A 13,918-nucleotide genomic window follows, 5' to 3' on the forward strand; every position below is an offset into this window, starting at 1 on the left:
ATGTTCCACCGCCTCAAGCGCTTCCGCGCCGTGGCCACCCGCTACGAGAAGACCGCCACCAACTACCTGGCGGTCCTCCACCTGGCCTGCATGATGCTTTGGCTTAATTAGGGACACCCCCTAGCGCCGGCCGGGAGGCACTGACCACCCTAACAGAGCGCCCGGATGAGGCGCCCGCATTTTCGCCGCCCGTGTGCGCGGCCTGTCCACCGGGAGACCTCCCCAGGGGGCAGGAGGCGTCTCCGGAGCTTGGGGGGAGCCTGGGGAGGCCCTTCAGCGGATGCGCACGCGGAAGGGCATCATGGCCTTCAGGCCGGGGCGCAGGAGCTCGGGCGAGCCCAGCCCCACCTCCCGGGCGAGCACGGCCAGTGCCTCCGGCGGGCGCTCTGGCAGTGCGGGCAGCAGCAGCCCCGCCAGCGCGTGCACGCCGGGCTCCCCACCCAGCCCGGAGAGGAAGCCGCGCGCGTCCCCCATGACGTCCAGGTCCAGCTCCTCCGAAGCGGGCACCTTCGCGCGCTTGCGCGCCGACGCGACGGCCTCCGGCATGCCGCCCAGCCCGTCCACCAGCCCCCGGGCGAGCGCGTCCTTCCCGCTCCACACCCGGCCGCGGGCCACGGCGTCCACCTTCGCCTTGTCCATCTTCCGGTTGCGGGCGACCTCCGTGATGAACGTGTCGTAGGAGTCGTCCACCCAGGTCTGCACCGCGGCCTGCTGCTCGGGCGTCCACGGCTTCCACCACTCCAGCAGGTCCGCCATGTCGCCGCGCTTGAGCGTCTCCTGGTTCACCCCCAGCTTCGCGCCCAGGCCCTCCAGCGCGGGCTTCGGATAGAAGACGCCGATGCTGCCCGTCAGCGTGGTGGGCTCCGCGAGCACCTCGTCCGCGGCCACCGCCGCGTAGTAGCCGCCGGAGGCCGCCGCGTCGCCCATGGAGGCGATGACGGGCTTGTGCTTCTTCGCCTCCAGCACCGCGCGGTACATCAGGTCCGACGCCAGCACGTCGCCGCCGCCGGAGTCCACGCGCAGGATGATGGCCACCACGGACGGATCCTCCTGGGCCTCCTGCAGCGCGCGCACCACCGTCTCCGCGCCCGCCACCTGCGCGAAGCCCAGCGGGTCCTCACGGCTGCGTCCGCCGGTGATGTCGCCCAGCACCGGCACCACCGCGATGCGGCGGCGCAGGCCCCAGCGGTCCTCGCGCTCTTCGCGCGGCGAGTACGTCGGGTGGAAGCGCATGCCCGGGAACCACTCCGCCACGCGCGCGTCCAGCTCCGTCGCGGACACCACGCCGTCCAGCAGGCCCGCCGCCTGCGCCCGCTTCGAGGACAGGATGCCCTGGGCCCACGCGGCGCGCAGCTTCTCCGGGGGCAGCTTGCGCCCGGCCTCCACGGCCTTCTCGTAGTGCGTCACCTGGGAGTCCAGGTACGCGTCCAGCGTCTCGCGCTCCGCGGGGCTCATGTCGGAGCGGGTGAACTGCTCCATCGCCGTCTTGTACTCACCCACGCGCGCCACGTCCCACGTCACGCCCAGCTTCTCCATGGTGCCGCCCAGCGACGTCACCGTGGCGGACAGGCCGTTGATGGGCAACGACGCCTCCGTCAGCGCGTAGACGCTGTCCGCCGCGGACGCCACCAGGTAGCCGCGGTCATCCCCGGACAGCATCACCACCACGACCTTCTTGCCCGCCTCGCGCAGCTTGAGCAGCGACTGGCGCAGCTCCTCCGCCGTGCCCCAGCCCACGCCGGGCAGGCCCTCCATCTTCACCACCACGCCCTTGAGCCGCTCATCGCGCGTGGCCAGGTCCAGGTACTTCATCAGGCGCAGGTACGGGTCCGCCTCGCTCACGCCCAGGATGGCCAGCGCGGGGCTCACGCCACCAGCCAGCATGTCGTCCAAATCCAGCAGCGCCACCACGCCGCCGCCGCCGTGCAGGGAGCGGTAGCGCTCCGAGGACAGGCGCACCTGCAGCACGTGGTCCAGGCCGTTGCCCGCGCCGCCCGCCGCGTACGTCAGGCCCGCGTGGCCCAGGTCCACCGTGGCCGCCAACTGGAGCGCCAGGGGAATGCCGCTGACGAAGCCGTGGGACAGGCCGCCGCCCAGCCTCAGGCCGCGCACCACCTCCGCCTGGAGCGTGTACGTGGCCAGGCCCTCCCGGAAGCCTCCCTCCGCGAAGAGCCAGTCCACGCCCAGTGTGTAGCGCTCACCCAGCGGGCGCAGGCCCAGGCCGAAGTTGTAGCGGCGCTGCAGCTTGAGGCCGTCCTGCTCCGGGGCGTTCAGGTCCTTGGCCACCGCGGCCAGTGACAGGAAGCGGAAGGGGCGCGCGGTGAGGCCCACGTCCCAGCTCGTCAGTCCGCTGATGCGGTGGTCATCCGAGCTGCTGAAGTCGTGCAGCGCGGCGCCCAGCTGCAGCGTGCGAGGCCCCAGCGACAGGCCGAAGGACGTCTTGCGGTAGTCCGGCGCGTTCTCGCCGCGGATCCACTCCAGGGAGAAGCCCGCGCCCAGGCCCAGCAGGCGCGCGCCCAGGAACACGGCGTCTCCCACGGAGTCGGACTGGAGGTTTCGCTCGTGGAGGTAGAAGAGCTGCCCCGCGTCCTGGAACCCCAGGCCGGCGGGGTTGAGGGACAGGGCGGGCGCTTCGTCGATGAGCGCCGCGTTGGTGGGCGGCAGGGTGATGCCCAGGGGCGGGACGGGGGCGCGGTCGACGGCGCCCGTCTGGGCAATCGCGAGGCTGGGGAGGAGGGCGAGCAGCGGCAGGTGGCGCATACGGACCGGGACTCTAGGTGCGAGCCGTCCCGGGACAAGCGCCGCGTGTCACCAGTCCTCGGTACCCGACACGTCGTCCAGCGGATCATCCCCGGAGTGCTTCTTGACGGACTGTCGGGAGTTGCCTCCGCGGTCCTCCGAACCCCAGTCCTCCGCGCCGCTGCGGTTGTCCAGCGGGTCGCGCTTCTTCTGGACCTGTTCGCCCTCGCTGTTGATGAGCTGGTTGGCGATGCGCTCCATCTCCGACTTGAGCTGTCCGTACTCGTCGCCCTGGAGCACCAGCTTGCGCGAGCCCAGGCGCTTGCCGCTCTTCACGTCGAAGAGGCCCACGGCGAGCTCCGTGCCCCGCTCCGGGATGACGCGCACGGTGCCCACCATCGCCCGGTCCAGGCTCAGCGACTTGCCCAGCGAGACGATGGCGTTGGCTGGCTTGTCGCTGGGGCGGGACACGTCCGGAATCACCTTGTCCAGCTGCGCGTCGTAGGCCTTGTAGGTGGCCGTGGGCGCCAGCGAGGCGACGACGTCCACGTCGTCCGGCGTCACCTCCGCGATCTGCCCGAACTGACGGAAGCCCGGCCGCTCCATGCGCACCAGGTGCTTGCCCACCGGCAGCGTGGGCAGCGTCAGCGGCGTGTAGCCCACCGGCTCGCCGTCCACGTACACACGGGCGCCCGCGGGCCGGGACTTGAAGGTGGCGCTGCCGCGCAGCTGAGAGGGCCGGCTGGTGGCCACCTGCACGCGCAGGCTGATGAAATCCCGGCTGAAGCGCTTGGGGTTCAGCTCGAACGTGGGGTTGAGCGCCATCAGGTCGATGAGCAGCAGCTTCGCCTCCTCCACGTCGCCCCGCAGCTGGAGGATGGCGCCGTGCAGCGCCAGCGAGTCGCACAGCGGGAAGCAGGACGTCATGGCAGCGACGGAGCCGTCCAGCTCCTTGAGGGTGGCGCGCACCTTGCGCTCCGCGTCCTCGTACTCGCGCGCCTCGAAGGCCTTGACGCTCTCCTCGTAGCCCTTCTTCGCGCGCTGGAAGGACGCCTGCGCGGACGGGTCGTCCGGCAGACCGAAGAGGTCGCGCGGCTTGCGCACGGAGTAGCTGGGGAAGTTGCCGAGCGCGTCGTTCAGGTAGCTCTCCATCTGCACCCCCGAGGACTCGGACGACGGGTCCATGGGGATGAGCAGCGCGGAGATGCGGCCCGCCGGTGGCGAGGATGACAGCGCCAGGGCGGGCAGCAGCACGAGCGCGAGCGGAAGGGCTTTCATGAGGAGTCCTGTGCGCTTGACGCCCGGGCTAGAAGGAAATTCCACCGGGCAGACCGTTCACCGGGTTGAAGCCGGGGCCGCGGTCCGTGGTGGCCACGTACACCACGCCCGCCGTCACGGCCGCCACGCCCGCCGCCGCCGCCCAGAACCAGGGCTTGCGCAGCACGGAGTCGCTGGACACGAGCGGCTCCTTCGACGCGTCCTCGCGGCCCTGGGGCAGCGCGGCGCCGGTGAGGAAGGTGTGCACCTGGTCCGCGGCGAAGTCCGCGCTGCCCTTGCCGTCGCGCTTGCCGAAGTCCACCTCCACGCCGCGCAGGCGGTTCTTGGTGCGCACGTCCCACGCCTGCACCTCGCCGTGCAGCCGGCCCTTCTTGTCCTGGAACGTGGCCGCCAGCACCACGTAGCGCGCGTTGAGCCGCTCGGCGATGGCGCCCACTTCCGGCGGCGTGCCGTTCGCGTCGAAGGCGGCTTCGGTGCCGGCCTTCGTCGCCGCGTCACGCAGCGCGGACAGGCCCGGCGCGGAACCGAGCTTCGTCTTCAGCTCCGTGGGGGCGGACGGCTTCACCTCCACGTACGTCGCGAACGGGGCGTAGCCCGGCAGCACCACCTGCACGGGGTAGCGGCCCGGGGCCAGCTTCGCGCCGGACAGCGGCGTCGTGCCCACGTCGCGGCCGCGCACCAGCACGCGCGCGCCCTGCGGCTGGGTGTTCACCACCAGCGTGCCCTGCGGCTGCGCGTTCAGCTCGCTCTGCGCCTCCGAGAACACCCGCTGCACGTCCTGGCCGAAGAGGCCCGCGTCCGGGCGCAGCGACGGCTCCGCGAGGAGCGCGTTCGTGAAGGCCGCCTTCGCGCCCGCCACGTCGCCGTTGAGCAGCTGGGACGCGCCCTGGAAGAGGTACGTCTCACCCAGCTTCTCCGGGCGCAGGTCGCCGGGGCGCTGCACGTAGGCTTCCGCGGCCGCCTTGAACTTCGCCGCGGCGGCGTCCGGGTCCAGGTTGTCGTACGCCGCGCGGCCCTCGTCGAAGAGGGCGTCAGCCCGGGGGTTGCCCTGGGGCTCCGGGGGCGGGAAGGCGGTGGCCAGGTCCACGAACTGGACGTCGCCCGCGCTGCCCAGCCGCCGGGTGAGCGTGTCCTCCAGCTTCGCCGCGGAGTCCGTCGCGGCCGACTGGCGGGCCACGCCAAAGATGGCCACCGCGTTGGACTGCGCCGCGCGCGCCGGAGCCGGAACGTCCGCCAGCTTCTTCGGGGCGGCGGGCGTGGCCGGAGCGACGGGCGCCGGGGCGGCCGCCCTGGGCGCGACGGGCACGTCCGAGTCGGGAGCCGGTTCATCCGGAGGCGTGAAGGTGTCCTCGGGCGCTGCCGCGGGGACCTTCTTCGTGGCGGCGGGGCGCTTCTTCTTCGCGGCGGACTTCCGCTTGGTGGCGGCGTCGGCGGCGGGAGCGCTCAGCATGCAGGCGAGCGCGACAGTCAGGGCAAGGCGGGTGGTGTTCACGATTCGGCGGATGCTAGCCGACCAGCGGGGCGGAAGACCAATGCCTCCCCGGGACGGGTGAACCCGTCCCGGGTGTGCGGGGACTTCCACTTTCTCAGACGTCCAACTCCTGGACCTCGCCCGCCATCTCGGTGATGAACTTGTAACGCGCCGAGACGTCCTTCCCCATCAGGTCATTGATGATGCGGTCGGTCTCCAGCGCGTTGTCGATGGTGACGCGCAGGCTGATGCGGTTCTTCGCGTCGAGCGTCGTCGTCTTCAGCTCGTCGGCCGTCATCTCGCCCAGACCCTTGAAGCGCATGATGTTGGGCTTGGCGTTGCCCTTGGCCTTCTCGCGGATGATGCGGTCGCGGTCCGGCTCGTCCAGGGCCCAGTACGTCTCCTTGCCGATGTCCACCCGGTACAGCGGCGGCTGGGCGATGTGCACCGCGCCCGCCTCAATCAGGGGCCGCAGGTGCCGGTAGAAGAACGTGAGCAGCAGCGTGGCGATGTGGTGGCCGTCGCTGTCCGCGTCCATCAGCAGGAAGACGCGGCCATACCTGAGCTTCGTGATGTCGAAGTCGGACCCGATGCCGCAGCCCAGCGCGCTGACGATGTCCTGGAGCTCCTTGTTGGTGGCCACCTTGTCGGTGGACGCCTGCTCCGCGTTGAGCACCTTGCCGCGCAGGGGGAGGATGGCCTGGGTGCGCCGGTCGCGGCCCTGCTTGGCGGAGCCGCCTGCGGAGTCACCTTCCACGATGAACAGCTCGCTGGACGCGGGGTCCGTGGACGAGCAGTCCGCCAGCTTGCCGGGGAGGTTGAGCCGGTGGCTCACCGCGGACTTGCGGCTGATGGCGGCGGAGGCCGCGCGGGACGCCTCGCGCGCGCGGGCGGCCAGGATGATGCGCGCCAGCAGCGCTTCCGCGATGGACTTGTTGTCGTTGAGCCACTTCTCCAGCACCGGGCGGACGGCGCTGTCCACCTGCGCCGTCGTCTCCGGGTTGTTGAGGCGGCCCTTCGTCTGCCCCTGGAACTGGGGCTCCACCACGTACACGGAGAGGATGGCGGTGATGCCCTCGCGGATGTCCTCCGCGGTGAGCGACACGCCCTTGGGCGTCAGGCCGTGCGTCTCGATGTAGTTGCGCATCGCCTTGACGATGGCCGCCCTCAAGCCCGCCTCGTGCGTGCCGCCCAGGTTCGTGGGGATGCCGTTGACGTACGAGCGGATGTGCTCGTCCGTGGCCTCCGTCCACGCCAGCGCCACCTCCAGGCGGACCTCGTTGTCGCGCGAGAAGTAGAACGGCGTGCCGCCCACGGGGACGATGGGCTTCTGGCGCTCCGACACGACCTTGGTGAGGTACTCGGCGATGCCGCCGTCGTGCTTGAACGTCTCCGCAATGGCGGGCGTGGCCGTCTCGTCCTTCCAGACGACGGTCATCCCCTTGTGCAGGTAGCTCTTCGCCTCCAGGCGCTCGCGCACCAGGGCCGCGTCGAACTTCTGCTTCTCTCCGAAGATCTCCGCGTCCGGCTCGAAGGTGATGGACGTGCCGGTGCCGCGCGCCGGGCCCTCCACCTTGAGGGCGCTGGTCGCCTTGCCGCGCGCGTACGACTGCACGTGGCGCTTGCCGTCCTTCTTGATTTCGATGAGCAGCTTGCTGGAGAGCGCGTTCACCACGGAGCTGCCCACGCCGTGCAGACCGCCCGAGTGGATGTAGCTGCCCTGCTCGAACTTGCCGCCCGAGTGCAGCGTCGTGAGGATGACCTCCACGGCGGGCTTCTTGTGCTTGGGCATCATGTCCACGGGGATGCCGCGCCCGTTGTCCACGACGGTGATGGACTTGCCGCCCTTGTGCAGCGTGACCTCGACGGTGGTCGCGAAGCTGTTGATGACCTCGTCCACCGAGTTGTCGACGATCTCCCAGAGGAGGTGGTGGTAGCCCGTGCTGTCGGTACCACCGATGTACATGGCCGGGCGCTTGCGCACCGGCTCCAGGCCTTCCAGGACCTGGATGTCCGCGCCTGTGTAGCTTTCCTTCTTGGTCGCCATGGCCTTCCCGCTACTCCTTCTTCTCCGGCAGCGGCACGAAGGTGACGGGCTTCGCCACCTCCTTCACCGTGTCGCGCTTGGACATCTCGTGGCCCTTGCCGCCGCGGCCCGTCACGGAGAACTTCGCCGGTGACAGGTGCAGCTTGCGGCCCTTCTGCGTCTCGAACTCCAGCACGGCGTCCTTCTGACTGGCCGGCGCCGCGAGGAAGTCCACCACCTTGTCCCCGTCATCCACCTTGATGACCTGGACGCCCTTGCCGGGGCCCGCCAACTCGTTCACCTCCGCCACCTTGCAGACGAGGGCGTGGGTCTTCTCCGTGAGGACGGCGAGCAGGTCCTTGTCGCCCACCGGCTGCGTGCCGATGATCTCATCGCCCTCGCCCGTCTTCGCGTAGCGGCGGCCGGCGCGGGTGGACACTTCCAGGTGCGGCGCCAGGAGGAAGCGCAGGCCCAGACCCTGGCGCGTCACCGCCACCAGCTTCGCCGGCTGGCGCAGGCGGGCATCCTGGGACAGGGCGCCCACCACGCGCTCGCCGTCGTCGAACTTGAACAGCTTCTGCACCGGGTCGCCGTAGCCGGTGGAGGCCGGCACGTCGTTGAAGCGGGTGACGTAGGCGGTGCCGAAGTTGCTGAACAGCACCAGGTTCGCCTTCAGGCTGCCGGCGAGCACCGCCATCACCGCGTCACCTTCACGCAGGCGGGTGGTGGACGGGTCCTTCACCTCGCGCACGCGCTTGATCCACCCGTCGCGCGTAATCACGACGTGGGCGTCCTCGTCCGCGATGAACGCCTCCGCGGAGAACTCCATCTCCTCGGAGCCCGCGCCGCCAATGCGCGTGCGGCGCTTGTCGGTGTACGCGGCCTTGAGGCCGGTCAGCTCGTCGTGGATGACGGACCAGCGCTTCTTCACGTCCTTGAGGATGCCCTCGATGCGCTTGATCTCCGCGCGCTTCTCCTTGAGCTCCTTCTGGACGATGAGGATCTCCAGGCGGGCCAGCTTGTAGAGGCGCATCTCCAGGATGGAGTCCACCTGGATCTCATCCATCTTGAAGCGCGCCATCAGCTTCTGGGCGGCGTCCTGCTTGCCCTCCGACTGGCGGATGATCCGGATGATTTCATCCAGCGCGTCGTAGGCCTTCTCGAAGCCCTCGAGGATGTGGACGCGCCGCTTGAGCTCCGCCAGCTCGTGCTCGAAGCGCCTGGTGACGATCTCCAGGCGGAAGTCGAGGAAGTAGCGGAGGATGGACTTGAGGTCCAACCGCTTGGGCGTGCCGACGTCCGGGTTGTCCGACGGCACGAGGCACGTCAGGTTCACGCCGAAGTTCGTCTGCAGGGGCGTGTGCTTGTAGAGGTACGCCATCACCAGCTCGGGGTTGGCGTCCTTCTTGAGCTCCATGACGATGCGCACGTCCTTGGTGGACTCGTCGCGCACGTCGGTGATGAGCGGCAGCTTGCGCTCGCGCACCAGCTCGCCAATCTTCGCGACGAGCGTGGACTTGTTCACCGTGTACGGGATGGAGGTCACGACGATCATCTGACCGCCGCGCTTGTGCTCCTCCATCTTGTACTCGCCGCGGATACGGACGGAGCCCTGGCCCGTCTCGTAGATGTCCCGCAGTTCCTTCTTGTCGTTGAGGATCTGCCCGCCGGTGGGGAAGTCCGGCCCCTTGATCCACTTGAGCAGGTCCTTGGTCTGCAGCTCCGGGTCGTTGATGAGCGCCAGGAGCGCGTCCACCAGCTCGCCCAGGTGGTGGGGCGGGATGTTGGTGGCCATGCCCACCGCGATGCCGGTGGTGCCGTTCATCAACAGCTGCGGCACGCGCGCCGGGATGACGACGGGCTCGTCCCGGGTGCCGTCGTAGTTGGGGCGGAAGCGGACCGTCTTGCTGTCCAGCTCACCCAGGAGCTCCGTGGCCAGCTTCTCCAGGCGGCACTCGGTGTAGCGGTAGGCGGCGGCGGAGTCGCCGTCTAGCGAGCCGAAGTTGCCGTGGCCGTCCACCAGCGGGTAGCGCAGGGAGAAGTCCTGCGCCATGCGCACGAGCGCGTCGTAGATGGCCGTGTCGCCGTGCGGGTGGTAGCGGCCCATGATGGCGCCAACCACTTGCGCGCACTTCTGGTACTTCGTGTCGAACGACAGGTTCAGGTCGTTCCACATGCCGTAGAGGATGCGGCGCTGCACCGGCTTGAGGCCGTCGCGCACGTCGGGCAGGGCACGCGAGGTGATGACCGACAGGGCGTAGTTGAGGTACCGGCGGCGCGCTTCCTCGGCCAGGCCCGCGGGCAGGCTGTCCCCACCACCAGCGCCGGACCCGCCGCCGCCTCCCTTTCCTCCGCCCCCTGCCGGGCCTCCCTGCTTCTTGCGCGACTTCGTTTCGGCTTCTGCGAGCATGGTCATGGAATCCAGATGGGTTTCACACGGGCCGGCCGGCCGGGCGTGACGCGGCGCGCGGGCGTCACGCCGTGCGCGCTGCGACTACCAGTCGGGTGGGACCCTCGACGTCAGATGGGCCGGACTACCATGGGCCTCTGACATTGAGAACGAATTCGGGAGGTTGCAGCGGCTCCAGCCCGGAACTTCTGCACGTCCGTACAGTCCTGTGCCTGCTTGAAACCCACCGCCAACCCCTCGGAATTCCGAGGGGAGTGAGGGCAGGGCCTGGCCGGCGGGCTGCTGGGACTAGCCGTTGTCGCCGTTGGGGTTGGCGCGGGGCTTCTTGCCCTCCGCGTCAGGGGCGCGGCCCCAGTTGCCGCTGCCGCGCTTGAAGATCTGCACGCCCCGTCCGGAGCTGCCACCGGCCATCCCGTTGATGGTGGCGGTGAGGGCCTTGCTCCCCGGCGGGTGGTAGATGACGCGCACCTTGCGGGCGGAGGGCAGGAGCGCGCTGGTGGCGTCCACCAGCAGGTAGACCGTGGTGCCGTCCGTCTGGATGCGCTCCGGGTCCTGGCGGTTGTTGAGGTCCGCGAGCAGCTCGCCCGCGTCCGCGCTGGTGGCGTCCGAGCTCAGCTGGCGGATCTTCACGCGCAGGGTCATCTCTGGAGGCGCGTCCTGGCGCTTGTACTCCCGCACGCCCTGGATGACGACCGCCAGGTCGGCGCCGTTCTCCGGGGCCTTGTTGTCGGCCAGGTGGAGGCCGGACTGGACGCTGGAGTCGGTGTCCAGGAAGAGGGTGACGTTGGCGCAGCGCTGCTTGCACTCCTCGCCGAAGGGGTCCTTGTTGAACTTCAGGCGCATGGCGAAGTCGCTGCCCTGGGGCCCGATGGTGGCATCCACGATGACGGGGCGCTCATCGTCCGGTGACGGCTTGTAGCGGAAGGTCGAGGTGGACCGCCCCGCGGCGGAGGTGGACGCGCTGGCCAGCAGCGAACAGGCGAGCAGGGTGGGCAGGCGCTTCACGGACTTGGACCTCCTGACGGCGTGGGGCATCAAAAAGTGGCATTCAAAGGGAACTGGCCCCGGGCCGGCAAGCCTGGGGCGTAGAGTGGCCGTCTGGAGGACAACCATGCCCACACCGTACGTGCGTCAGCTCAAGCTCGGACCCATGGACAACTTCGTCTACCTCGTGGGTCCCCAGGACGGCCCGGAGGTGGTGGTGGTGGATCCGGCCTGGGACGTGCCGGCCATCGAGGCGGCGGTGGCGCAGGACGGCAAGCGCGTGGTGGGCGCGTTCGTGTCGCACTGCCACGGCGACCACATCAACGGCCTTGAGGAGCTGCTGTCGCGCCATGACGTACCGGTGTACGCGCAGGCGGAGGAGGTCGCCTTCTCCAGCGACCTGCGCAAGCGGGGTGGGGACGCGCTCAAGCCCCTGAGGGCGGGCGACGCGGTGCCGGTGGGCGCGCGCACGTTCCATGCGCTGCACACGCCCGGGCACACGCCGGGGTCGCACTGCCTGTTGGCGGAGGACGCGCTCGTGTCTGGGGACACGGTCTTCATCAACGGGTGCGGCCGGTGCGACTTCCCGGGCGGCAGCCCGGAGGACATGTACCGCTCGCTGTCGCAAGTGCTGGCGAAGGTTCCGGACACCGCGCGGCTGTACCCCGGGCATGACTACGCGGACGTGCCGGTGGCCCAGATGGAGGCCATCCGCCAGAAGAACCCGTACTTCGGCTTCCCGGACATGGCGTCCTTCGTGGCCTTCCGGATGCGACCGCGGCGGTGACTCCACACGTCCGGGCGTTTCTGACACCCTCGGATATTTCGCGTGCGGGCGCACTCGCGACAGTCTTGAAGTAAACTCAAGCGAGGGGAGCTCGGAAAAGGGCTCCCGCTGCCTTGAGGGGACGCGCGATGCCCGTGGAGATCAGCTCGGTCGCAGTGAAGGACGCGGACGCGAAGGCGTTGGCGGATGGCGCCTACACGTACGCGCGGACGACGGACCGCACCCGGCTGGCTCACCTGACGAAGGTGGGGCTGCGCAACACGCTCCGGTCGTGGATCGCCTCCAAGCCGTGGTCGTTCCCGAAGGGCACGAAGCTGGGCTCCTTCGAGACCACCTTCGGCATGACGAACACCGCGCCCAAGGCCTACTGGAAGGCCTTCGCCAGCAAGGGCGAGTTCTACATGCACCTGATGTACGAGGCCGACGCCCGCTGCCAGCGCAACCGCGAGCTGGAGCAGGAGCTGGCGGAGGACGTCCTGGAGCATGCCCGCACGCGCCAGGCGCTGAACGACCTGCGCAAGGCGTTGGGGGCGTTCCTCTGGAAGAACGACAGCTGGGCGGGGACGATCAGCCATGTGCTGACCACCAACCCGATCGTCAACCTGCTGCCCAACATGACGGGCAGCTACAACGAGGCCAACTCGTACCCGGCCTACGCACGCCGCTCGTGGGAGCAGCTGGGCGGCAACCTCAATCCCATCAACCTGGTGATGAACCTGACGGCGCAGCCCCTGTACGACTACAGCATGCGCAGCAAGGACCGGGTGAGCCTCAGCTACGACAAGCGGGACTTCTCCGTCGCGGAGAACGTGGCCATCCTCCACGACCTGAAGGAGCTGTTCAGCCCCATTGGCAACAGCCGGGCCATGATCTCCATGCACAAGGAGCTGGTTCCGCATCCCTACCAGGGGGCGACGAGCCCCGCCCGGCCCAGGCGTTGGACGACGGACGGCGCAGCTCGCGCGAACGTGCTCAAGAAGGACCTCACGCGCTACACCGGGGATCCGCACACGGAGCGCCGGCAGGTGGCCTGGGATCAGGGGCGCAAGGGCGCGGGTACGCGCAACGAGGACTCGCCGGACACGGAGACGGCGCGAGAGCACCACATGCCCATCGAGACCGGGCGCTCGCACACGGCGGCCCGCCTGTTCGAGATGGTCGCCCTGCTGCGGCCCGCGAATGGCGCGGGCCCGGTTGCAACCCAGCTCTTCGCGGACCGGATGAAGGCCATGGCCTTCGGCATCTTCGGTTACTGGAACGCGGACCAGTCCGTGGGCGGCTACCCCAAGAGCCTCACGCCGGTGCACACCTACCACGAGGTGATGGACCCGGCGGAGGACTACCTGATGGACATCTACGAGCACCCCTTCGCGTACGACGACGTGATCGCCTGGCTGGGGACCTGAGCGCCCGCTCGGCTCACACCCGTCGCGTGCGGGCCATGGGCGGCATCTTCACGCCGCCGCCCGGCTTCGCGTGCATGGCCCAGTACGCGGACACACCCAGCAGGCCCAGGGACAAGAGCGTCCACAGCGCCGCCCACACGATGGACGGCACCCACGTCTCGCTGGCGAGGATGGCCGCGTCGCTCTGCGCGCGCACCGCGCTGTTCCACAGGTCGTCCCTCAAGTCGAAGATGACGTAGAGCGCGGTGAAGGCCGCGAGGAACAGGTTGAGCGCGTCCACCAGCCCCGTGGGCAGGAAGCGCGCACCCAGTCCCATGGCCAGCGCCATGCCCAGGCAGAAGGCCAGGGTGAACGGGTCCCCCGCGTAGAAGAAGCCCATCACCGCCAGCCACACGGACGCCGCGCCCATCACCGCGCGGCCCAGCCGGAACCGGAACGTGGCCAGCATCAGCCCCGCGCCCGCCACCGCGCTGCCCAGGTACCCCGCGGACGACACGATGACGCGGTTGAGCACGCCCGGCGGCAGGCGGGAGAGGCAGCTGCCTCCCTCGTTCACCTGGAGGTGCACCCGGTCCACCGAGCCCCCCACGAGCAGCGAGGCGATGGCATGCCCGCTCTCATGCATCATCACCACCAGCACCTTCACCGGCCACAGCACCGGCGAATACCAGAAGTACCAGGACGCCCCCATCAAGAGCAGGAGCAGCGCCAGCCTTCCAAAATCCAGTGTCGCCCCGCTCGCGGTCCGCATCGCTGGTCCCCTCCTGCCTGGACACCGGAACATCCAAGCGCGTTCCATCTTCCGCGAAAACGCGCG

The 13,918-nt window shown here is 69.6% G+C and carries 9 protein-coding genes and 1 pseudogene; 3 read left to right on the forward strand and 7 right to left on the reverse strand.

The features are described from left to right. Positions 1-111: pseudogene (locus D7X99_RS33210) on the forward strand (IS5/IS1182 family transposase); the annotation flags it as partial. Between the two features lie 162 nt (positions 112-273). On the opposite strand, the gene sppA reads toward D7X99_RS33210, so the two are convergent. From sppA to D7X99_RS33240, 6 genes are all read right to left on the reverse strand, one after another. Further along, the gene (gene sppA, locus D7X99_RS33215) at positions 274-2,760 is read right to left on the reverse strand and encodes a signal peptide peptidase SppA (RefSeq protein ID WP_121781256.1); all 2,487 of its coding nucleotides are present in this window, start codon (positions 2,758-2,760) and stop codon (positions 274-276) included. Positions 2,761-2,808: 48 nt separating this feature from the next. Beyond that, positions 2,809-4,017: a PEGA domain-containing protein gene (locus tag D7X99_RS33220; protein WP_121781257.1), complete on the reverse strand. Its 1,209-nt coding sequence runs from the start codon at positions 4,015-4,017 to the stop codon at positions 2,809-2,811. A 28-nt stretch (positions 4,018-4,045) separates the two neighbouring features. Further along, entirely contained in the window at positions 4,046-5,509 is a 1,464-nt protein-coding gene (locus D7X99_RS33225) for a PEGA domain-containing protein (RefSeq protein ID WP_233613915.1), read from the reverse strand. Positions 5,510-5,603: 94 nt separating this feature from the next. Then, positions 5,604-7,535 carry a type IIA DNA topoisomerase subunit B gene (locus D7X99_RS33230; protein ID WP_121781259.1) on the reverse strand — a complete coding sequence of 644 codons (1,932 nt, stop codon included), beginning with the start codon at positions 7,533-7,535 and terminating at the stop codon, positions 5,604-5,606. 10 nt (positions 7,536-7,545) lie between these two features. After that, a complete protein-coding gene (locus D7X99_RS33235; protein WP_169848177.1) occupies positions 7,546-9,924 on the reverse strand; it encodes a DNA topoisomerase (ATP-hydrolyzing) subunit A in 2,379 nt (792 codons plus the stop codon). A 288-nt stretch (positions 9,925-10,212) separates the two neighbouring features. Continuing rightward, positions 10,213-10,929, reverse strand: a complete 717-nt coding sequence (locus tag D7X99_RS33240; RefSeq protein ID WP_121781261.1) for a hypothetical protein — start codon at positions 10,927-10,929, stop codon at positions 10,213-10,215. Positions 10,930-11,035: 106 nt separating this feature from the next. Here D7X99_RS33240 and D7X99_RS33245 point away from each other — a divergent pair, with 106 nt between their 5' ends. Both D7X99_RS33245 and D7X99_RS33250 read left to right on the forward strand, forming a co-directional pair. After that, a complete protein-coding gene (locus D7X99_RS33245) occupies positions 11,036-11,695 on the forward strand; it encodes an MBL fold metallo-hydrolase (RefSeq protein WP_121759972.1) in 660 nt (219 codons plus the stop codon). A 128-nt stretch (positions 11,696-11,823) separates the two neighbouring features. Beyond that, complete coding sequence (locus D7X99_RS33250; protein WP_121781262.1) at positions 11,824-13,101, forward strand: hypothetical protein; 1,278 nt, start codon at positions 11,824-11,826, stop codon at positions 13,099-13,101. Positions 13,102-13,114: 13 nt separating this feature from the next. Here the strand turns inward: D7X99_RS33250 and D7X99_RS33255 are convergent, their stop codons facing one another. After that, positions 13,115-13,852 carry a M50 family metallopeptidase gene (locus tag D7X99_RS33255; RefSeq protein WP_121781263.1) on the reverse strand — a complete coding sequence of 246 codons (738 nt, stop codon included), beginning with the start codon at positions 13,850-13,852 and terminating at the stop codon, positions 13,115-13,117. Positions 13,853-13,918 lie beyond the last annotated feature (66 nt).

This window comes from Corallococcus sp. AB032C, assembly GCF_003668935.1.
Taxonomy (GTDB): Bacteria; Myxococcota; Myxococcia; order Myxococcales; family Myxococcaceae; genus Corallococcus; species Corallococcus exiguus.

Coding starts and splice junctions, on each gene's coding strand:
- D7X99_RS33245 (WP_121759972.1), top strand. CDS start 11,036: ATGCCCACACCGTACGTGCGTCAGCTCAAGCTCGGACCCATGGACAAC.
- sppA (WP_121781256.1), bottom strand. CDS start 2,760: ATGCGCCACCTGCCGCTGCTCGCCCTCCTCCCCAGCCTCGCGATTGCC.
- D7X99_RS33250 (WP_121781262.1), top strand. CDS start 11,824: ATGCCCGTGGAGATCAGCTCGGTCGCAGTGAAGGACGCGGACGCGAAG.
- D7X99_RS33220 (WP_121781257.1), bottom strand. CDS start 4,017: ATGAAAGCCCTTCCGCTCGCGCTCGTGCTGCTGCCCGCCCTGGCGCTG.
- D7X99_RS33255 (WP_121781263.1), bottom strand. CDS start 13,852: ATGCGGACCGCGAGCGGGGCGACACTGGATTTTGGAAGGCTGGCGCTG.
- D7X99_RS33230 (WP_121781259.1), bottom strand. CDS start 7,535: ATGGCGACCAAGAAGGAAAGCTACACAGGCGCGGACATCCAGGTCCTG.
- D7X99_RS33235 (WP_169848177.1), bottom strand. CDS start 9,924: ATGCTCGCAGAAGCCGAAACGAAGTCGCGCAAGAAGCAGGGAGGCCCG.